Source organism: Algoriphagus litoralis (assembly GCF_003259255.1).
GTDB classification, from domain to species: domain Bacteria; phylum Bacteroidota; class Bacteroidia; order Cytophagales; family Cyclobacteriaceae; genus Algoriphagus; species Algoriphagus litoralis.
The window spans coordinates 155344-176212 of the sequence record NZ_QGOL01000009.1 but is presented as its reverse complement, the minus strand read 5'-3'; the positions used below and the strand labels follow the sequence as shown (position 1 = coordinate 176212).

Sequence of the window (20869 nt, the reverse complement as noted above, 5' to 3'; positions counted from 1 at the left end):
CGATTAAACAATCGGCCCTTTACATTCAACAAACCAAACTACTATCTTAAAATCCCAATCCAACAGCCATAGCAACCGGCATAAAACTCAAGTCGCTTACTTTTGACGCTGCACCAGTCGTCAAATTAATGCTATAAACTCCAGCCTGACCTCCTACGGTCAATACAGCAAAGGCCGCATCCGAATTTCCTCCAACATCAAATCCATTGTCACCTGCCACGTCGACGCCCAATGCTCCAACAGCCACCAAAACTCCATCATTTGGAGGAGTTTGGGCATAAAGCATATCTGTCATGTGGTCAATAACAAAGAGCGAAGTAGTGGTAGCTCCGGCAATATTATTTGTATAGGCAGCTCCTGACACCATTGGAGTTCCTGGATTAAGATCTCCATCTGTTGCTACTACAGTTCCTAGATCTGGATGTAATCTTAGATTCTGTCCTGAGTTGGTCACTAATCGAATCCGATCTACTGTTGGATTAAAGTCAAATCCTACCAAATCTCCCTCAATCATTGGCATCAATGGATTCCCGATAGCGGTCAACATTCCGTTGGAAGGATTGACTGCATACAATTGACTCCTATTGGAGATGGCAAGCAATTGTCCATTTGCAGGTCTAAAATCAAGACCAACGATCATCTCTCCCATTCCCAATCCCTGAAAATCAACCATAGTAGGCTGAGGGCTCATTGGATTAAATCGGTATAATTTACCAGAAGCATCTGCTGCATAGGCAATTGGATTAGTTTTCATTGCTATACTGATCACAGGCTGTGAAAAAACTCCAACCCAAGAAGCAGCTCCGGAAGTAAGATCAATAGAATATAATCTTGTCTCATTATCCATACGATTCACGGCAAGGGCAAGTGAATTATCTGCGATAATGTCTAGATCTACCATTTCTCCAAAATCTACTCCGAGGTCACCCACTTCCTGCAGCCCCCCATCATTTGGCGGAACTTGGCGGTAAAGTTTGTCTGTAGCGATATCGATGTCAAAAAGGACAGTCTCTGTGGCGCCAGAGACACTGTTTGTATAAGCTACAGCTCCGATCATCGGGTTCATTCCACCATTGATTCTACCATCTGTTGCTACCACTGCACCTGTTTCAGGGTGCAATCTCAAATTTTGACCAGACGTCGAAACCAAGCGAATTCGGTCTACCGTTGGGTTAAAATCCAGAGAAGCATTTCCTCCTTCTATTGCCGGAGAAAAAGCTGCCATGCCCAATGCCGTAGCTACTCCAGAGTTTTCATTGATCGCATAGAGTCTACTGCCAGAACTCAATCCGTACAATTGACCCGTTGCTGGACGGTAATCAATCGAAATGATCGATTCACCTGAGCCTAATCCCGAAATGGTAATCATCTCGGTCGGTGAGGTCAAATTTCCATCTTCAAAATAATAAAGCTGGTTTCCCTCCCCTAAAGCTGTAAAACTTTCATTAGGAGTTGTTCCTGGAGTTTCGATGACGGGCATATTTTCGTCATCATTACAGGAAATCAATGTGGCTGCCAAAAAAGCAATGGCAAAACCTGCGGGTAAAAAGGTTCCTTTTTTCATTGTAGTGTTATTGGTTGATAGTGGACTTACGAAGTGGTGTTCGCCGTTGGATTTACTCAAAAAAAAAAAAGTGAACCGACTGGCCCACTTTTTTGACTCGAAACCCAAAATTAACCTATAACTCATACTGTTTCGAATGGCCATCTCATGATGCCTCCTGAGAGATTTTTTAATTTTTCAAATCCCATTTCAGCCATAATTTCACAGGCCTGGCCACTTCTGTTTCCACTTCGGCAATACAACAAATATGTTTTATCCTTAGGGAGATTTTTTGCTTGATTTTCAAATACCGAGGACATGATATCGAGATTTCTTGCACCTCTGATTTTGCCTCCAGCAAATTCACCGGCAGTTCTGACATCGATAATGACTGTGTCAAGCTGAAGCATCAAGTCGTGAAATGTGCCTGATGGGATATCTTCGTATTTTTTTGATTTTGTGCTAAAGAAATTAAACATGGTCGTTTTTTTTTCTTCAAATTTAAGCCTGCAATAACCAGCTAATCAGTAATAAAAGTCACCTTGAGGCTTCAGGCCTGCTTCATTTTTAATCGACCCTTCAATTCAAGAATTCCAAGACGTATAGCCAGAATCCAGGGAAATCCATGAAAAACTAAATCTCCCCAATCTATCAACTTCATACCCACTGCCCCGCCAGCTACCCACTTAAGCTTACCCCAAATATGTGGCTCAGGAACAAACGGTGCCAATCCCAGGGTAGCACAGACAATGAGTACGGTTTTCCAGGAGTTAAGCGGATTTGACCTGTTTAGTTCTTTTTGTTCCATGGGTAGGTGATTTGTGACCAGAAGGTCTTTGGGAATTCTTCGATGTGATCAAAGCCAAGCGGCTCATTTTCATTTTCATTTGGAATGTAAGCTGTACCAAAAAGGTAATCCCAAATACTCAGTGAAATACCATAGTTGACCCCATGGCTTCCCTCCGGTAGGTGTTTGGCATGATGCCAAAGGTGCATGACCGGGTTATTCAGCAGGTATTTGAAAGGACCGTATGAGATTTTGACATTTGCATGGTTGAGATGCCCAATTGCAATGGTCACGATATGTAAGATGAAGAAATCATCCAATCCAAAACCAATTATTGCCAAAGGCACATATTGGATCGATTTATAAACTATCGTTTCCATCCAGTGATAGCGCAAATGAGCGGCAAAGCCCATTTGTTCCACAGAATGGTGGACTTTATGAAACTCCCAAAGCCAAGCATTGTGATGAAGCAGGCGATGGACATTCCATTGGATGAAATCGGCAATAAAAAACATCAAGAGAAATTGGGTCCATGTTGGCCATGTGCCTACCTGAAGCGCAATTATATTTTCAATCCCAGCTAATCCAAGCAAGTCATTAAATGCTTCAACAGCCACATTCGAAAGTGAATTGTAAACGATCAGAGAGAAAAGAAAAAAATTGAAAAATGTATAAAATCCATCCAGCCAGAAGTCTTGGCGAATGGCTGACTGATTTTTTCTCCAAGGAAAAATCAATTCCATCATCCAAACTGCCAAAGACAACCCGACCAGCCACCAAAAGTAATTGTGCCAAGAAGGGCTGAGAATTTCGGAACGGAGGTAATTCCAATAGCCGGAATATCCGTCAAGGAAGATTTTGAAATACTCCCGAATCATACCGATCAAAGAGCAAATAATTCTTTACCGATTATATAGATTCCCATCACTAAAACAAACCAACCAAAGCCTGTCTTTAGAATCTTCTCATTGATTTTTTTGGATAGCGCACTTCCTATAAAAATCCCCACTATCGACAAACCTGTAAAGATTACTAGCATTTTCCAATCAATTTCTTGGGTAGAAACGTCTCCCAAAAAGCCTATCAGCGATTTTGCAGCAATAATCAAAAGCGAAGTACCTACGGCCATTTTCATCGGAAGTCTTGCCAAAAGAACCAAAGCAGGAATAATCAAAAAACCTCCTCCAGCACCGACAATTCCCGTAATGACCCCTACCACTGTACCCTCGAGGGCAATCATCGGATAATTGAACTTGATCGCTTCATTTTCATCACAATCCTTACATTTTTTACCCGTGATCATGGAAATCGATGCAGCCAACATGATCAATGCAAAGAAGACCATAATGCCTACATTCTTGGTTATCGCTGACTCTCCTAGCATAAATAGCGGATCTGGCAGCCAGGGAACTAGAAACTTGCGGGTGAGAAATACAGCAATAAAGGATGGGATAGCAAAAACAACGGCTGTTTTGTAATTGACCAGTCCTTTTTTCATAAAAGTCCCGGCACCTACCAAAGACGTGGAGCCTACAACAAATAGTGAGTATGCGGTAGCCAAAACTGGATCTACCCCAAGAATGTAAACAAGTACAGGTACCGTCAAAATAGATCCTCCGCCCCCAATTAAACCTAGACTCACTCCAATAAGAACAGCAGCAGCGAAACCAATTATGGTAACTATGTCCATTTTTTCTTTTGTTTTATTTGCTACAAAAGTACAGAGGCCAAGTAGCGGTATGCGGTGACAATTGTTACAGTTTAAACGTTTAGCTGACTTTTTAAATTAAAATTTAGATAATACCAAATCAGGTCTTGAGTTGATAATTATCCTGTAATTTTAACTAGCAAACACCTAAATTTCCCAAAATCACCAAGTTATGAAGATCATTGTTCCCATTGACTTTTCCGAAAATTCCATCCAAGCGCTGGAATTCGCCATATTCATGGCTGATAAAAAACACGGCCAAATCACCTTAGTCCACGTCGTAGAAGTGGTCTATGATTTTGCCTCCCAAGCAGCAATCGCGCTGGACTCGATGTTTACTGATGGCGAAAACCTGCTAAGGAAACTTGTCGCAAAATATGAGGTTTCGGGTGTAAAGTTAGACTATAAACTTACCGAAGGCGTAGCTTCGATCAGTGTGGCAAGAATCGCGGATGAAATCAACGCTAACTTGATAGTCATGGGAACCCAAGGGGCCAGTGGAATCAAGAAAGCACTCATGGGAACTACCGCTGTCACCCTGATCCGTGAGGCCAATTGCCCGGTATTGGTCGTGCCTGCTCAGGCAAATGTAGCAGAAATCAAAAAGGTCACTTTGGCCTTGGAGTTTGCCAACCATGAGGAAAGATTTATTGACTGGATCATTTTCATGTGTGAAAAATGGGGACTTGGTCTTGAAATCCTCCATGTACAGACCAACCAAGGATTCAAAGAAGAGTTGATCATCCTGGGAATGGAAAACTACCTCAAAAAAAAATATCCGGACCTTTCTGTAAGAATTCACACATTCTATGCTGAAAGTGCCGCAGAAGGCCTTGATCTCTACATGCAAGAACATGACCATATGATCTTGGTCATGTGCCATGCGCACCGAAATCTCTGGGACCATATCATTCAAAAAAGTAAATCCATTCAAATGGCCTACCATACCCACATCCCATTGCTGATCTTGAGTTAAAATCAAAAAGCCTGATTCAAATGAAATGAATCAGGCTTTCTTTTCAGCGAAATTCTCAAATCACTTACTAATCAATTCTTCGAAATCGTCTCGGATATAAATCACATTTCGCCCCAACTCGATCCATTTTTTCTTCTCCAATTGCTTCAAAAGCCGGGATATCACTTCTCTGGAAGTCCCCAATTCATTCGCTATTTCTTGATGGGTTGTATGGAGTTCGTTGGCTTTGTGCTGTTTCATTTTGGTGACAATATACTGCATCAGGCGCTGGTCCATCCGCTTGAAAGCTACCGCATCCAAGGCCACCAGAAGTTCTTGGAATCGCATCTGATAGGTGGTTGAGACAAAATCTTTCCATTGTTTGAATTCATTCGAAAATTGCTCATGGATCTCAATTGGCAAAAAAATCATGACGGCTTTGTCTTCCACCACGGCTTTGATCTCACTGGGTCGAGCTGCAGAGCAGCAGGTCAAGGACAAGGCACACGTCTCTCCCTGGTCCAGATAATACAGGAACAATTCTTTTCCATCATCATCCATACGCATGATTTTCACAGAACCTTCGATGACAATGGGTACGGCTTTGATGAATTGACCCGGTTCCATCAATACTTTTCCAGGCTCTAGGTTCAAAACTTGACCCTTGTCCAAAATAGCTTGCAGCAGTTTTGGATCAGTAATATTGGGAAGTGCTTGTTTTAGTTTTTCGATAGTCATTTGCTTGGACTTGTATACAAAAATGGCATCACTAGGGATTGAATTTAGTGATAAAAATCACTTATCAGGTCATAATTGGGCAAACTAGCTCCAGTTCAGATTTCTGAGTGACTTTGATCACATGTTCTGATTTGGCCTACAGTTAAATTCCTGAAACAAAATAACCCAGACCACGAAATCAATCATTTCCATGCCGGTATCACCCAGAAACTGGTTCTGGTCATGTGAAGATTTCATGGTTCACTTAAAAATCAAAATTGTTAGACATGAAACACTATCAGATCTTAATAATTGGCGGAGGCACTGCAGGTATTACTATCGCAGCCCAATTGAAAAGAAGAGACGCTTTTCTCCAGATTGCCATCATAGAACCATCCTCGAAACACTATTACCAACCCGCTTGGACTTTGGTCGGCGCAGGAGCTTTTGATTTCAAAGAAACTGAGCGAGAGGAAGCGTACTACATCCCTAAAGGTGTGGATTGGATTCAGGATAAAGCAACCACTATCGATCCTGACCTAAATAAGGTTTCAACTGCCAAATCAGGTGATTTTAGCTATACTTTCTTGATTCCTGTACCGGGATTGGTGATGGCTCCTGAGCTCTTACCAGGATTAACCGAAGCATTGGACAAAGGCGTAGTTTGTTCCAATTACACGAATCCAGAACACACTTGGGAAGTACTCAAGAATTTCAAAGGAGGCAATGCAGTTTTTACCCAACCCACCACACCAATCAAATGCGGCGGTGCTCCACAAAAAATCATGTATATGGCTGAAGAATACTTCCGAAAATCAGGTGTTCGAGATAAAACCAATGTCTTATTTGCCACACCGGGTACTGTGATTTTCGGAGTTCCGGAGTTTGCCAAAACACTGAACAAAATCATTCACGACCAAAATATCATTTTTAAGCCATTCTATGCTCCTGTGAAAATTGACGCCGAAAAGCAGGAAATCTATTTCCAATATTCCAAACCCGGAGAAAGCAACTGTACTATCATGGAAGGAAATCCTCTGGGAGAAGAAATCCTCGGAGCTACTGAAATCAAAGTTCATTTTGACATGCTCCATCTTGCCCCTCCGCAAATGGCCCCCAAATTCATTCAGGAATCAAAAATCTCCATACAGGATGGTCCGGGAAAAGGCTGGATAGATGTAGACATTCATACCATGCAGCATAAGCGATTTCCGAATGTATTTTCTATCGGTGATGTAGCCAATTTACCTACTGCAAAAACAGGGGCCGCTATTCGAAAACAGGCCCCAGTCCTAGTGGAAAATCTATTGAAACTCATCGAATCCGGTAAAGTGGGAGAAAAATCTTACGAAGGATATTCCTCCTGCCCTATTGTGACAGGCTATGGCAAAATGCTCCTCTGCGAATTCAAATATGACAATGTCAAAGACAGCGATCCTTTGATATCTACCTTCGTCGATACTACCAAAGAGCAGTACAGCATGTGGCTGCTGAAAAAATACGGACTTCCTTTTATGTATTGGAATCTGATGCTTAGAGGCAAGGCCTAATCCAATCAAAAAATCCCGACCATTGGGCCGGGATTTTTTGATTTTAGTTACATAAAAACTCATTCACATGTCGGACAGCAAACAAAAGGAACCTTGGTCAAAGGTGAAGTTCTGAGAATTCGGAATTTTCCCAGATTATCCCCTAGATCATCTCTATCCTCCTGACTTACGGTGGTAGTCTCCATCATCCGTCTGGCTGCTGTTTCAAATTCCGTATCATTGATTCGCTGATTCCTAAAGTTGAAGCTATTTAAGTGCTGACGGATATTGGTGATATTGCCAAAAATCTCCACGACTAAAACACTCAAGGAACTGTCCTCAGGCAATCCCATATCCGTCAAATACGCGGCAATTTCCTGAGATGTAAATACGGCTGTTCCTACCGGATGTGATTCTTTTAGATTTGCAAAAAAGGTCGCTGCAGAAATCTGTGCCTCACTGAATTCAAATTTTCCTTTTGAATATTTAGGCAAATCAGGCCTGAAGTAGGTCTCTTCTGTGAGTTTTGCCACTCGTTTCAATTCTTTTGGATCTGTATTGACTCTCACATCAGTTCTCATCCTTCGCTCAGCGAGCAAAATATTACGGTGATCCAGCCCATCAGCTTGATGTACCTGGGCATACAGCAAGGTCCAGAGGCTGGTTCTAGGCGGCTTGGATGTCACATTTTTACCCTGAAAAACGGCTTTTGCAAAAGGTGCAGAGACATACATGTGGTTTTCATTTCTATTGAGTGTGCAAAGTAAAGTAGGAACAGGATGCTGCAAACCAGTCACTCGCAGCTCTCTACCAAATCTTCCCTGTGCGGTAGACCACAAATTACCTTTTGGCGTGCCATCTGTAAATTCAAAATCGTTGATAGAACTAAAGGTCAAATCATCCAATTCATCATCTTCTTTTTCCCGATCAATGAAATGTGCATGTCCAACTCTGAATTCATAGGTGAAAAAGCCAAACATCTCAGGGCTTTCGGGATGGAGACCAGGAGGAATGGGAAGTAAATAATGCCTATCGCTATCTGTCGATTTGATCATCATCTGCATGGCATCGATACCGGATTTATCATCACTCTGACCGGGAATAATCCTGCGGATAACTTCTGGGTCCAAGCTCAGCGAAGCCTCTTCAGGTATTTGCTGTAGATCCCAGTCATTATTTGAAATCAGCTGATCTGGAGCATTTGCCAGCATCCTGCAGAAATAGGTGTCATCCGGGTTTTGAATCGACTCTTCAAACTCCACCCAAAGAAATCTCTTTCTCGCCTCTGAGCTGCTGTAATCTTCGGATCGCTCATATGGGGAAAAAGCCAGACCCACACTGACCACTTTTGGAGTCTGCGAAGGATTCAAGACCGTAGGTAATTTGATCAAATCGCTTTCCACCGACTTAGCGCTGGCATGACCTTTCTTCATTTTGGGCACCAAGGTATATTCTGCCCATAGCTCATCAGGATATCTGGGATTCAGCGAGTTAGACAACAGCCGCTCATTTTTGGGTTCTAGGGCATCGAGGTAGATTATGCGGGTATAATTTCGGTTGATTCTATCAAAGCCATCCGACTGCAAAGCCTCAAAGGAAACGGTGTGCTTGATCTCAATGTCATCCAAATAGTCATTGATTCGAATATCCTTTTTAGGTTCTCTTCTGAAGCGGTGCTTTCGCTGGATCACAAAAGCGACATCTTCATGTCCATCCCAACTCCAATCTCTATTCAATTGATAGCTCAGGCAAGTCACCCAATGGTAATACAGGTCCGATTTGGATGCAAATGTGATACTACTTCCATCTGGCGCAAGTGAATGTCGAATTCTAGCGCTGCATCCAAATGCCACCCGCTCTCCCTTCCTTGCCATGAGGGTCAATCCTTTTGACTCCAGTCCCAGCGCATCTGCAATCCGCTTCACCACATCAGGTTGATCATTTTCGGATTTTCTACGGAGTCTAGCACCCAGACTCAGCTGCTTAACAGTTGGGACCGGATCTGGCTTAAGGTAAAGCGCCTGGAGTTCAGGAATATTTTTGTAGGGTACTAGTAAATCCTCCTCATTCTCTGTTTCCTTGTAAAACATCAACTGCTGTACTTTACCAAATCGGCTATCCTTATCTTCATCCGAATCAAGTATCCCAAAATATGAGACCTCATCACCTTCAGTCGTGGCCACAGCTCGGAGGGAAACGCGGATGTGTCGCCCTGTAGGCAAGACTATTGAATTTTGAGAAAGCTCATCAAAAAGTGCCTTTTGGGATAAAAATGGATCTGCCTGCTCACCAAGATTGAGGACAGGGACATCGATAAAATTGACCGGAAGATCAATTTTTTCATGAAAATCCAAAGGAAAATCCCACTCTCGAGAATAAAGTGGAATAAAGCTATCCTGACCTGACCGACTGAGTTGAGTATCCATTCGTAGAGATTTCACTTCTACTAGGACTTGCACCTTGGTGACATCTGGATCTGGCAGAGCTGGCTTTAGAATTTTTCCAGTATCAATAGCTTTCAGCAAGGCAATTGGGTCTTGCCCGATTTTTTGATATTTATCCGTAAAGACTACCGCTGGATACTCCAAAAGTGGTCTCTCGATGGTCAAGGTGACATTGTCATTAAATGTAGAATCCTCCTGATCAGCAGAATTAAAATAAGCTGCCTTGGTTGATCTAAAATCAAGTGGCTTGTCTATCCTCAACATCCCTGGATTTACAAATCGTTTGAAAGACACTGAAGTCTCGGGACTAGGGGCAGAATTGATCGGTTTATCTTTTAAAGATGGACCTCCACCGGAAATATCCGCCATTCTGATTCGGAAACGATACGTATTTCCGTACCGAAGCAGTGTCTTGATCTCACCCGGAACTAAGGTTCGATTGGGAGAAACTCTATTGGATTCTGTACTTTTGAGTTCCTTTCCATGATCCTGATCTGTTTTGTAAATAGCGATTGCATCTTTATCCTCTGTAGAGAGACTTTTTCCAATCCAATATGAATAATACATCGGAAGCCAGTAGCCATCACTATTTTGACCAGCATTCTTTGTAGGATATACCTGATAGGGAAGCTCCACTTTTTGATTTGCGAAATCTCCAGTTAATTGATCCTCGGTCTTATTTATTTGAACCACATTCAAACTTTCCCATTCAGCACCCTCCTCGGCTTTCTTGACATCGATATGATATCCAAGGACTCCCAAGGCAGAATCGAGACGCTTTCCGGAACCAAGACTATCTCCTGGATTTTCCAATACTTGTCTCAAATACCACATCAAAATCTGCTCATCATCCCAACCCAATCTGATTCCCGAATCCGACTGAGGTGGTAATCCATCCGGTTTTTCTTGGAGTAGGTTTCCACTTTGAGCTTGATTGGCGTGGACTATTTTTGCAAAACCATCGCTGTACAAGTGTGCTTCCAGAAATAGCTCATCCCATGGCCCTGGAGGTATAGGTTCGGTAGCATCGCTTGGTTTTTGGTATAGGACAGGAAAAAGCACTGGGGCAAAAACAGGCCTATTTTCTCCTTTTTTCAGATTGGGAATCTTTGCAGCATACCGCTTGATAAGGGGTCCATCATTTTTATTCAATAATTCTTTTTGTGCAGACTCATAACTTCCTTCGAGAATTTCGGCATAGAGGTAACCTCCATTTTCAAACCAACCCGGCTCCACTTGCAACTTCACCTCATAGATCATTCCGCAGGCTTTGGCTAAAACGGGCTGTCTTAGAATAGTCGCAAAAACCTTACCCCAGCTGATAGCAGCTTTGGGCTTGTAATCTTGAATAAGTTCAAATTTGTCGCGGACAGCACATTCATAGGAATCATCTGTGACTGCATTGGGATGGCGCGGAACCGTGAAATTGAACCGCTCACGGTAGGACAATGGCAGGTATTTTTTAATTCCTCGCTTACCCGCTTCGTTTAAAGGAACAGGGTCCGGCAGCTTATCCGATGTGTCGGTGATTGGCATTTTAAATGACTTGGCCACCTGATCTATATACTCAGCTTTCTTGCTTGCAGGGATTACTTCCACACTTTTTTGGATGGGCTTTCTACTCTCTGCAGTGGCATTACTCAAGGGGAAATCATCGGTACCTCTGACAATTGCCAGTTGGAATTTGGGTTGTAAGCTGGCAAAACCTGGGACTTGTGAGGGAAAAGGATTGCCTAAGCCAGTTGGCCAAGGTTTGAAGGGGTCGCTATTTCTCGGTACGACGACAATATTTACAGTTAATTCATTTCCCTCAAATCGCTGAGGGAAAGTCATAAGTGTTAGGATTCTTCTTGGTTCCATGATGAAAATATTTTTGTGAAAAAATTAGGCGATTTGACGACTTTCCTGCCAGGTTTCTTCGAAGCTGATATCGATGACGAAGCAGATGCTGATGTCTAGTCCGAAGGTGACTGAGGCAGTGCAATCCGTCTTTCCATTAGATCCACCGATACGTTTGACGGTCCCACTTGCTTCGATATAAATTGTCACACTGACTAAGCCCCATGCCAGGCTTGCGTGTCCTTTGAAGAGCATAAATGCTGTCACTGCAATTTCATTGGCAGAAGCATAGATTTCGCAGCCCACCATATAGGTGACACTTACAGTCCCGATCACCGGCAATCCTACCGATATCGAAGCGCCAAACCCAAACTTCATTTGCAAGCTCGGTCCGATCTTGGTATCACAGGCAAGCTTAAGTTCCACAGCACCGATGGCATAAATAGTCGCTCCTCCTACTGTGACGCACATGACTTCAAGTCCACCTTTGAATTGGATAAATCCACCTGCCGTTGGCAAAAGCTGAGTGGGATCCGTAGTGACTTTTAGTGCTGCATTGAAGTAGACCCCGAGTGAAAGTCCTGCTTCCAGTCGAAGCGGACATTGAGGAGAATTATACAGGTTGTCCTCCGGTGGAAACCGTACCAAAGGAATCTCTTTCGTGGCTTCGAACTTATATTCCCAGATTTCACCTGCATTGCTCATTGCTATTTGCAGGCCTTTTTTCATCACCTCCGCATAATTCCCGGTTGACATGGAAGCCAAAAGTTGGAGCAAGTCTATGACCGGCTGAAGGTCCTCGCTGAATTCGATCTCTGGAGTCGGAAGACCTTCGAGTTTGGAAGGATTATTTGGTCCGCCTTCATATCCGGATTCTTTTCCTTTTTGGGCGTCAAAGTTTCCTTTGATGGTCATCAACCGCTCAAATGACCCGAGGTCAACTACCATCGCCACATTATTTACACGGCTTTTCCAAGTATCCTTGAGATCATTGGCAAATGAATCCACGTCAAAATTCAACTTGGAATCTACATAGGTATTATTTCCCGGTTTGGTCTCCTTGGCTTTGTATTCAATATAAATTTTCAAAGCATCCATATTGACCAAATACAAAGGATCTAATGTGGGTATATCAAAAGCAATAGCCTTATTGAGCAAGTCATTTGCTTCCCCTGAAAGCAGCTTAAATCCGCGGTCGACTATTTCGCCCGCTTGTTGTTTTACAACCAAATCCAGTAACTCGAAAACTTCCCGATCACCATCCAGAATGGAGTTAGATTTAAATGCGGCGAGGGGATTACCGTTGGCGTCTATCCCATTGACCAGGGCAACCGCCTTTCCAAGGTTAGAATACCCATCGCCGATGTTTGGGAAAATGCTGCTACTATTCATTAATCGATATGCATCGGCAAAGGCTGGAGGCGTTTTGCTCAGAAGTTTCTTGGTCTGATGCTTGAAGCTTGGAGTGAGAAATAAGGCCTTTTGGGTAGCTGTAGTCTGAAGAAATCCAAAATTTATCGTCTCCTCCACAGGATCCCTAAGAATTTCTTTAGGATGAGCAATTCGAAGTAGTTTAGTATTTAAAACAGAATTTTCGAGTGGATTTCCGGGTTTCCAAAGGCCCTCTCGAATGACCGGTACAGGAACATAAGTTGGAAGTGGGGTTATTTCTCCCGTCCCTGTCTCATGCTGGACTAGGGACCAACTACCGTCTTTAGGTAAAAGCACGCTTCCTCTAGCAGCAGCTACAAATACTGGGGAAGTATTGTCTTTGGCAACAGAAGGCGAAATATCAAATCGGGTAATTCGCATCAATTGGCCTGATTTGTTCAGGTCCATGACACAGTCGACATCCCCTCCAATTAATCCTCCCTGGATAGTCAAAAGGTTCACAAAATCCTGCTCAGGAATAGTAATGCCCTGTGGTGCAAGTTGAACATAGCCCAAGATCTTTTTGGATGGAGTCATACCATTCTTATGACCTTGGACCAAATTATCCATCTTGATATCCGCATCAAACCAGACAGCCGCTAGAATTACATCTCGGGTGATTTCCTCCCCAGTTTCATTTTTGCTCCACTCACCAAACTCATCTACGTAAAACTGACCATTCGGAACTTTGATGGCTTTTGGCACATTGTATTCAGCTATGCTTCCATCTTCTTGAATATTGGTCACATTAAACAATCCTCGGATGGGACCTGTATGAAGTTTGTATGGTGTTTTGGTGACTGTATGGTAAATGGTATTTCCCGATTCATCTACTCCTTCGGTAGGCTTATTTTTATCAATGTACTTGTATTGAAAATCAAAGAGGCCATCCGATTCTGCCTGCCAGCCACTATCAGTCCTGAACACATATCCTGAGCCGGTTCGGAAAAGTGTGATAGTTCTTACTACACGAATCCCCCAAGGATAGAGCAGACTTTTCACCTGAATTACCTCATGCCCCGTTCGACCCAACATAATATCAAACCTTGATTGACTGGTCTCAGCTATTGCAGCTCTTGGGCTAAACCAATTGCTGAATGTACTTGCTCCATATCCGGTAAAATCAATGTAGGACAAGGGAACTCCACGTTTTTTAAGTGTAGCAGGTGTAGATTCGTCTGCAAAAAATTCACTGTTGAAAATTTTGGTTACACTTCTGCCTAAGGTACTCGTGTTATTAGGCTGGCCGTTCATTTTAAGAATATTAGCCAACTGAATAGTAAATCCCTTAAACATTGCACTGTCCGGACCAGCGCCTTCAATGGCGTCTTTTCCATAATCTTTGGCGACAGCTCTTAACTGAATTCCTCCTATCAAATCATTGGGGAAACTTGGATTGATAAGTTTAAGCTCAGGTTTTTGAGATTCTCGAGGTTCAGTATGAGAAAGCTCGGCCAATGCTTTGATCCCAAACGGAAGCGTAAACAAAGCGTCTACCGCTGTTTTTTGCTTATTGTATTGCTCAAGCGTGAACTTTACTAAGGGTCTCGGTGCAAGGGGAACCTGCCCGGAATGGTAATTGGCAATTCGGGTAGGCCCCCCGTCATTTGGGTAGTAATTAAAAAACAAAAGAGGATCGCCCACAACATTATTTCCTGGAGGAGTCAGATTGAAAACGGGCTCCCATGCAACCTGGGGAAGCATAAAAAGACGGGCAGCCGAACCTCGAACGATCACTTCCATCCCTTCCACTCCAAACATCGGATTGGAATTGGATTCTATATGGGCATCATTTACCCCTCTGCCGACAGCTATACCAGTGGTAACACGCCTCATCAAAGAAGCTCCTAAACTAACTCCCATCTGGTTGGCATTGGAACTGACATCCAAGAGGGAGAAATAATCATTCTCATACTTTTGAATATGAGGCGCCAAAAATTGCTCATATGGAGGTAACGGCTCCTGCTTTACCAGCTTTCTATTAACTACCGAACTGTCGGTATGGATGATAGCGTTTGATACAAACGACTCACCACTCATGGCACGAGCTGACCATTCCACTGATCCAGCGTTTTGTTGTGTATTGGATTCAAGACCAAAGTGAAAATTTACCTTGACCTTATCCGGTCTATTGACGACTGGATGCTGTGATATCTGACATACCAGCCAACTGACTATCCCTTCAAATCCTTTTTTGTCTTTGATTTCTGAAAACCGCTTGAGCACACCAAGATTTGCCAAATAGGGATCTGGCAAGGTCGGAAGGTACTTTAATAGTCCAAAAACAAGAAAGGTCTCACTTTTGATAATCCGAGTCCAATCCAAAGAACATTCCCCAAAAATCATCGCGCCATTCACTGGAGTCACCGTAAATAGTGCATTCTCCAAGGCAAGAGCTAAACTCTTAAATTTAGGAACCTTATCGAAGGGTAATTTATTGTCCCATAGAATATTGTCATCGATGAGATAAAGGAAATTCTTGTCTTCTCCTCCGGCCAAAACGACCAGACTATCTTTTGTTTTAATCTCCACTGGCAAGCTACTTACCAGAACTGGTCGATCCACATGGTGGACGGCATTTGCCTTAAATACAACCGCTTCTACTCCTTCAGCGAGTGAATTATACAGGAGGGAAGTCTGCTTGCCCAGTGATAAATGAAGGCTTGTTCCGTGGGGATTTTGCGCGTCTTGCCAATGTCCAAACTCCTGAAATGCACCTTCTCCTACACCAAGCAAATCTGTTAATCCAATTCTTCCTGGGTCTACCAGAATTTGGGGAGCTTGCAGTTTCAAATTTCTAATCTGCAACCCTGTCCACGTACATTTCAATCCAGGCTTTCCTTCCAATAAAAAACCACCAGCACCAGATACTTCAAGTGGATTATTAACATCAAGCTCAGCAGCTGGTATGGCCCAAGCTGTAGACTGGATAGGCGCACGTTCACTGAGTTCAAAAATTGGACTCTGCAGTTTTGCAGGTTTGAGCTCGGACTGATTGCAGGCCATTGGAATCAACAGGCGACTCAGCTGCGCTGAAAAGCTTGGGGCCGCATTCTTTTGTTGAAAGGTAAATTGCTGCCCATAGAGCTCTGCCTCACCAGATCCTAAAGCAGAGATTTGTGCTTTTGATACACCTGTAAATGAAAAGGAAAAATTTTCTGGGGTTTTGATTTTGGCTGCCGCGGCGTCAGTACCATGTTTCTTTTTAGTAAAGGGTTCGGGTACAGTTTGCCCCAAAACCAAGGCCACTTGAACACCCGTTTGGGCTCCTAATACTAGTTTTCCGTTTTGTAAGACTGGGTTTTGACTGAGCTGAATCTGACCTGATCGGACCTTGAGACCTACATAGCGGTTGGACGGAGCGTTTTGAGCTAGCATGTCGCAGCGGACCCATACACTTCCAGCTACCACTGCATAATTTTTGGTCACCTCTATAGGTGGAGCATTAACTGGCTTTACTTTTCGGTCCTGAAACTGAGCCTGAAATAAGATTACGGGCAAAGGGCTATTTTGCTGGTAAATCCCAATAAGCTTCACCACACGGTAAAAGTCAATCGCAACTATACGGCCATCATCTTTCACCAATGGACCTATGGTTTTTTCAATTTTTGCACCTGCAGCCCAGCTGGGCACACTGCGGCCTATTTGGGTAGACTTGATCGGCACTTCTCTTACAAAGGCCTTCAATTCGGGTTCGCTTTCTTTGACATTTACCGTTTCGGCCACTTGGCGGATTTTCTCCATTTGCGCTGGCTTAATCCGATCGTAGGCAAATAGCTGTGTCCGCTCGAAACTGAAAGAATCAGCTTTCAACTTTTGGCCATCCTCGGCGAGAAGGTTCTTTGCCATGAGCGGCAAACCTTCATTCCAGAGTTTTGTTTCTTGGGCTGTATTGAGTTGAAAATGTCCAAACAGGTCAGCCAAAAGCGCATTTAATTGGTCTTTTTCCATGAGAAAAAAATTTTGGTTATAGGATAACCTATTTTCAATTAAGGTAGGATTTCAACCACCACTAAAAAACCTTCTATGAAACCGGACAAAAATTGAAAAATAGAATTAAAAGCTAGGAAAATTCTACCAAAGAATCCAACAAAATGATTGATAAAATATTGATTTTCTTATAATTAAAGCTTCTAGTGATAAAATACTTTAGGTAAAAAAGTTCCGTACTATTTCCTTCTACACTAAAAATTGTTTGCGTGAAGGATCCAGAACTCCAAATAATGTGGCAATGGGTAAACAAACCTTTTTTTGGGTTAAAGTTGCATTAAATTCAAACTAATTAGGCCCGTCATCTCAAGACAGACTCGTATCGAATGTCAATCCCAGAGCCTATGGTCTCTTGACTATCTAGTGAAATGAAGTCTATTTATTGCCTGAGCTGCAGCTGAGAAAAAGAGGTATACATCTATCAAAAAAACCATTTGTCAATTCTATCCCTGTGCTATGAATGAATTCTTTTAAATTCGAGCGGAAATTAATTTTATGTTTCGGTTAATTATTGCGTTTTCTCTTTTGATGGTGCTGGGAATTGATTTTTCAGTAGCACAGCATGTTCTTGTGCTGGATAAAGAAGACCAAGAACCCTTGCAAGGGGTATTGATCTACTCCAGAGATCCTGGAAAAAGTACTGTATCCGATGCATTTGGTAAGGCAGATATTGGGATGTTTCAGGGTCAACCTACGATTGTTTTTCAGCTGCTAGGATTCGAATCCATTTCTATCACTTGGCAAAAATTAACTGAAGATGGATTTCAAATCGAGTTGACCCCAAGTCAGATTACTTTGGATATCGCCGTTATTTCGGCTTCACGATGGAGACAAAATACCCAAGACTTACCTAGTAAAGTTCGGTCGCTCAATCCTGAAACGCTGGACATTCGAAATCCAAGCAATGCAGCAGATTGGCTAGCTAGTAGCGGAGAAGTCTTTGTTCAAAAAAGCCAACTGGGTGGAGGAAGCCCAATGATTCGAGGTTTTTCGGCGAATCGGTTGCTTTATGCAGTGGATGGTATCCGGATGAACACGGCTATTTTTCGCAGTGGAAACCTGCAAAATGTCATTTCTTTAGACCCCTTTACCCTTCAGACTACTGAAATTCTTTTTGGCCCGGGTTCGGTTATGTATGGTTCGGATGCTATTGGAGGCGTGATGGCTTTTGAGACGCTTTCACCAAACAGAAAGGATAAATCGCTTTCAGGAACTATACTAGGCAGGTATGCCTCTGCTTATTCAGAGAAATCCTTTCATGCTGATTTTACTTATGGAAGTGGCAAATGGAGCTTTCTGAGTAGTGTAAGCCATTTTGATTATGGAGATTTGAAAATGGGCAAAAATGGCGGGCCCGATTCATATTTAAGATCCGAATATCAATCCACAGAAAACGGAACAGACCTCCAGATCCAGAATCCTGATCCACGAGTTCAAGTAGGAAGTGGTTATGACCAATTCAATCTGATGCAGAAGGTCAAATTCCAAGCAAGTGAAAAAACCATTTGGGAATATGGATTTCATTATAGCAAATCGACAGACATCCCCAGATATGACAGATTAATTGAAAAAAGAGAGGGAAAACTACGATTTGCCAGATGGGATTATGGACCTCAGGTCTGGATGATGAATAATTTGAAAATGACCCACAGATCGGATTCCAGATGGTTTGATCAAATTAAAGTCATCGGTGCGCATCAACTGTTCGAAGAAAGCAGAATCGACAGAAGGTTTGGGCAGTCACAAGAATTTACCAGAACCGAAAAAGTTCATTCATTTTCATTAAACGTAGATTTATTAAAAAATCTCAAAAATGAAAATTACCTAACTTATGGATTTGAATCAGTACTGAACAAGGTAAATTCCGACGGGAGCGTCACCGATATCTCTTCAGGTCAAATAGATCCAGCATCAGCCAGATATCCAAACTCCAACTGGTCCTCTTTGGCAAGCTATGTAAACTTTCATTCCAAGCTTTCGGGAAACTTACAATTTCAAACAGCGCTAAGGTACAACTACACTAGCCTATCGTCTGATTTTTCCAATAATCAGCCCTTTTTCCCACTTCCTTTTTCAAAATCTGAAAATAGATACCACTCCATCACAGGAAATATTGGCCTGATCTACAAGCCAGAACCTTCTTTTTCCATATCTCCGCTTATATCTACAGGATTTAGAGCACCCAATGTCGATGATATCGGAAAAATATTTGATTCTGAGCCAGGTACTGTCATCGTTCCAAACCCTGACTTGAAGCCTGAATATGCCTACAATGCCGAAATCAACTTGAATAAACATTTTCAAAATCGGGTAAGGTTGGACTTTACGGCTTTTTACACCTTACTGGACCAGGCCATGGTCAGACGACTATTTACCCTCAACGGTCAAGCTGAAATCATGTATGATGGAGAGCTGAGTGAAGTTTTAGCCCTACAGAATGCAGCCTTTGCCAAAGTTTATGGTTTCCAAACGGGTATTGAAATCGCAATCAGTAAAAAATTCCTACTTACCTCAAGGTACAATTGGCAAAAAGGAACAGAGGAGTTGGAAGACGAAACAAAAAGTCCTTCCAGGCATGCTGCTCCGGCCTTTGGACTGAGCAGACTCACCTACCAGCACAAGAAACTCCGGATGGAATTCACTGCTTTTTACAATTTAGAGCGCTCTTTTGAGGAAATGCCTTTGGAAGAAATTGGCAAGCCAGCCATCTATGCTGTAGATGAAAATGGAAATCCTTTCTCTCCCAGTTGGACCATCTTTAACCTCAATACGACTTGGGAACTGAAAGGCTGGATTCATCTGGCTGCTGGAATAGAAAACATCGGAAATAAACTGTATCGCCCCTACAGCTCAGGGATTGTAGCAAGTGGCAGGAATTTCACGTTTGGGATAAAAACCCGTTTTTGATTTCAAAAACTTAACATTCCAATTCCTAATTGATAGGAATTCAAGCGTTATGTTTAGCGGGACGAACAGATTTACAATGAAAAACGTGATGAAAAAATTATTTGCGACAGTTACTCTTTTCGCGTTTTTTGCCTTCCTGCCTATTAGTTGTGGACTATTGTGCCGAGATTCTTGCGGCTGCGGACCTAGTCCCAAACTCCAAGAAATAAGAATCAAATCTTTATCGGTATCTACGGTTGATAAGTCTGGTGTAGCCGTTGTAGCCACGGAAGGTAAAGCCTTTGATCAAGTGTTTAAATCCATCCGAATAGATGAGGTCGAATTTTTGGCGGAAGTTCAAAATCAGGCAACAGCGATCTCTTCCTTTGGAACTGCATTTGCCTGCAGCCCCATTCCCCCTAAAAGCGTAAATGCACTCAGTCTGATTCAAGTCATCAACGAGAAAGAATTCACCACAAGTAATGGAGTCGTTTACGCTGAGGGAGATGACATCTCTTCACTCTTTGGAGTAAATTATTTTTTTGGGGCAGAATTGACGGCTTTGGAGGATTTTTTGGAAGGAGGACTAGAGCTTTACCAATATGAGGATCTAAAAGTTGGCTTGCTGCAAAATCCGGAAAAAGAACTCAACCTTGAGTTTAAGATGCGATTGGTTTTTGACGATGCGCAGGAGTTTGTACTTTCCAATCAGCTCCTTTCTGTAAAATAGCCAGAAAAGCTGATAAAAATCTTGTCTATTTTTCATTAGATTCATTCCAAATAGTCTATTTTTGCGGTCAGGAGAAAATGACCCTATGACAGCCGATAGCCTTCCGATCAACAGAGCAGGAAAAATTATAGAGATTTTACCTTCCCCATTGAAAATCAATCTGATGGAACTTGGATTTCTGCCCGGAAGACAAATTCTTCTTCAGCACTTAGCCCCATCGGGAGGACCAATGGCTTTTCTGATGGATGAGACCCTCCTAGCCCTTCGCAAATCAGAAGCAGCCCTGATTCGTGTAGAACTGATTTAAATT

The 20869-nt window shown here is 42.7% G+C and carries 13 protein-coding genes; 5 read left to right on the top strand and 8 right to left on the bottom strand.

Annotated elements, in window-relative coordinates:
* Positions 1 to 46: 46 nt before the first annotated feature.
* From DK188_RS12225 to DK188_RS12205, 5 genes are all read right to left on the bottom strand, one after another.
* The gene (locus tag DK188_RS12225; protein ID WP_111671257.1) at positions 47 to 1564 is read right to left on the bottom strand and encodes a DUF4394 domain-containing protein; all 1518 of its coding nucleotides are present in this window, start codon (positions 1562 to 1564) and stop codon (positions 47 to 49) included.
* A gap of 122 nt (positions 1565 to 1686) precedes the next feature.
* Positions 1687 to 2022, bottom strand: coding sequence for a rhodanese-like domain-containing protein (locus DK188_RS12220; protein WP_111671110.1), 336 nt, complete (start codon positions 2020 to 2022; stop codon positions 1687 to 1689).
* A 71-nt stretch (positions 2023 to 2093) separates the two neighbouring features.
* On the bottom strand, positions 2094 to 2351 hold the full coding sequence (locus tag DK188_RS12215; protein ID WP_111671109.1) for a hypothetical protein: 258 nt from the start codon (positions 2349 to 2351) through the stop codon (positions 2094 to 2096).
* Complete coding sequence (locus DK188_RS12210) at positions 2333 to 3205, bottom strand: sterol desaturase family protein (RefSeq protein ID WP_111671256.1); 873 nt, start codon at positions 3203 to 3205, stop codon at positions 2333 to 2335. Before DK188_RS12210 ends, DK188_RS12215 begins: the two co-directional genes overlap by 19 nt.
* An 8-nt stretch (positions 3206 to 3213) precedes the next feature.
* Positions 3214 to 4020 (bottom strand): sulfite exporter TauE/SafE family protein, encoded by an 807-nt coding sequence (locus tag DK188_RS12205; protein ID WP_111671108.1) that lies wholly within the window; start codon positions 4018 to 4020, stop codon positions 3214 to 3216.
* Between the two features lie 190 nt (positions 4021 to 4210).
* Between DK188_RS12205 and DK188_RS12200 the strand changes: the two genes are divergently transcribed.
* Positions 4211 to 5014: a universal stress protein gene (locus tag DK188_RS12200; protein WP_111671107.1), complete on the top strand. Its 804-nt coding sequence runs from the start codon at positions 4211 to 4213 to the stop codon at positions 5012 to 5014.
* A gap of 60 nt (positions 5015 to 5074) precedes the next feature.
* Here the strand turns inward: DK188_RS12200 and DK188_RS12195 are convergent, their stop codons facing one another.
* Positions 5075 to 5731: a Crp/Fnr family transcriptional regulator gene (locus DK188_RS12195; RefSeq protein WP_111671106.1), complete on the bottom strand. Its 657-nt coding sequence runs from the start codon at positions 5729 to 5731 to the stop codon at positions 5075 to 5077.
* 266 nt (positions 5732 to 5997) lie between these two features.
* Between DK188_RS12195 and DK188_RS12190 the strand changes: the two genes are divergently transcribed.
* Positions 5998 to 7260 carry an NAD(P)/FAD-dependent oxidoreductase gene (locus tag DK188_RS12190; protein WP_111671105.1) on the top strand — a complete coding sequence of 421 codons (1263 nt, stop codon included), beginning with the start codon at positions 5998 to 6000 and terminating at the stop codon, positions 7258 to 7260.
* A gap of 59 nt (positions 7261 to 7319) precedes the next feature.
* Here the strand turns inward: DK188_RS12190 and DK188_RS12185 are convergent, their stop codons facing one another.
* Both DK188_RS12185 and DK188_RS12180 read right to left on the bottom strand, forming a co-directional pair.
* Complete coding sequence (locus tag DK188_RS12185) at positions 7320 to 11543, bottom strand: hypothetical protein (RefSeq protein ID WP_157963233.1); 4224 nt, start codon at positions 11541 to 11543, stop codon at positions 7320 to 7322.
* Positions 11544 to 11567: 24 nt separating this feature from the next.
* Positions 11568 to 16904, bottom strand: a complete 5337-nt coding sequence (locus DK188_RS12180; protein ID WP_111671103.1) for a hypothetical protein — start codon at positions 16902 to 16904, stop codon at positions 11568 to 11570.
* A 534-nt stretch (positions 16905 to 17438) separates the two neighbouring features.
* Here DK188_RS12180 and DK188_RS12175 point away from each other — a divergent pair.
* The 3 genes from DK188_RS12175 to DK188_RS12165 all read left to right on the top strand — a co-directional run bounded on the left by DK188_RS12175 (position 17439) and on the right by DK188_RS12165 (position 20866).
* Positions 17439 to 19850 (top strand): TonB-dependent receptor, encoded by a 2412-nt coding sequence (locus tag DK188_RS12175; RefSeq protein WP_111671102.1) that lies wholly within the window; start codon positions 17439 to 17441, stop codon positions 19848 to 19850.
* Between the two features lie 88 nt (positions 19851 to 19938).
* Complete coding sequence (locus tag DK188_RS12170) at positions 19939 to 20559, top strand: hypothetical protein (protein WP_157963232.1); 621 nt, start codon at positions 19939 to 19941, stop codon at positions 20557 to 20559.
* Between the two features lie 85 nt (positions 20560 to 20644).
* Positions 20645 to 20866, top strand: a complete 222-nt coding sequence (locus DK188_RS12165; protein ID WP_111671100.1) for a FeoA family protein — start codon at positions 20645 to 20647, stop codon at positions 20864 to 20866.
* Positions 20867 to 20869: the final 3 nt, after the last annotated feature.

What these genes read in the sequence shown, in the direction of transcription:
- DK188_RS12215 (WP_111671109.1), bottom strand. Translation starts at nt 2,351, where the DNA reads ATGGAACAAAAAGAACTAAACAGGTCAAATCCGCTTAACTCCTGGAAA.
- DK188_RS12190 (WP_111671105.1), top strand. Translation starts at nt 5,998, where the DNA reads ATGAAACACTATCAGATCTTAATAATTGGCGGAGGCACTGCAGGTATT.
- DK188_RS12225 (WP_111671257.1), bottom strand. Translation starts at nt 1,564, where the DNA reads ATGAAAAAAGGAACCTTTTTACCCGCAGGTTTTGCCATTGCTTTTTTG.
- DK188_RS12205 (WP_111671108.1), bottom strand. Translation starts at nt 4,020, where the DNA reads ATGGACATAGTTACCATAATTGGTTTCGCTGCTGCTGTTCTTATTGGA.
- DK188_RS12220 (WP_111671110.1), bottom strand. Translation starts at nt 2,022, where the DNA reads ATGTTTAATTTCTTTAGCACAAAATCAAAAAAATACGAAGATATCCCA.
- DK188_RS12170 (WP_157963232.1), top strand. Translation starts at nt 19,939, where the DNA reads ATGAAAAAATTATTTGCGACAGTTACTCTTTTCGCGTTTTTTGCCTTC.
- DK188_RS12200 (WP_111671107.1), top strand. Translation starts at nt 4,211, where the DNA reads ATGAAGATCATTGTTCCCATTGACTTTTCCGAAAATTCCATCCAAGCG.
- DK188_RS12165 (WP_111671100.1), top strand. Translation starts at nt 20,645, where the DNA reads ATGACAGCCGATAGCCTTCCGATCAACAGAGCAGGAAAAATTATAGAG.
- DK188_RS12180 (WP_111671103.1), bottom strand. Translation starts at nt 16,904, where the DNA reads ATGGAAAAAGACCAATTAAATGCGCTTTTGGCTGACCTGTTTGGACAT.
- DK188_RS12185 (WP_157963233.1), bottom strand. Translation starts at nt 11,543, where the DNA reads ATGGAACCAAGAAGAATCCTAACACTTATGACTTTCCCTCAGCGATTT.
- DK188_RS12195 (WP_111671106.1), bottom strand. Translation starts at nt 5,731, where the DNA reads ATGACTATCGAAAAACTAAAACAAGCACTTCCCAATATTACTGATCCA.
- DK188_RS12175 (WP_111671102.1), top strand. Translation starts at nt 17,439, where the DNA reads ATGTTTCGGTTAATTATTGCGTTTTCTCTTTTGATGGTGCTGGGAATT.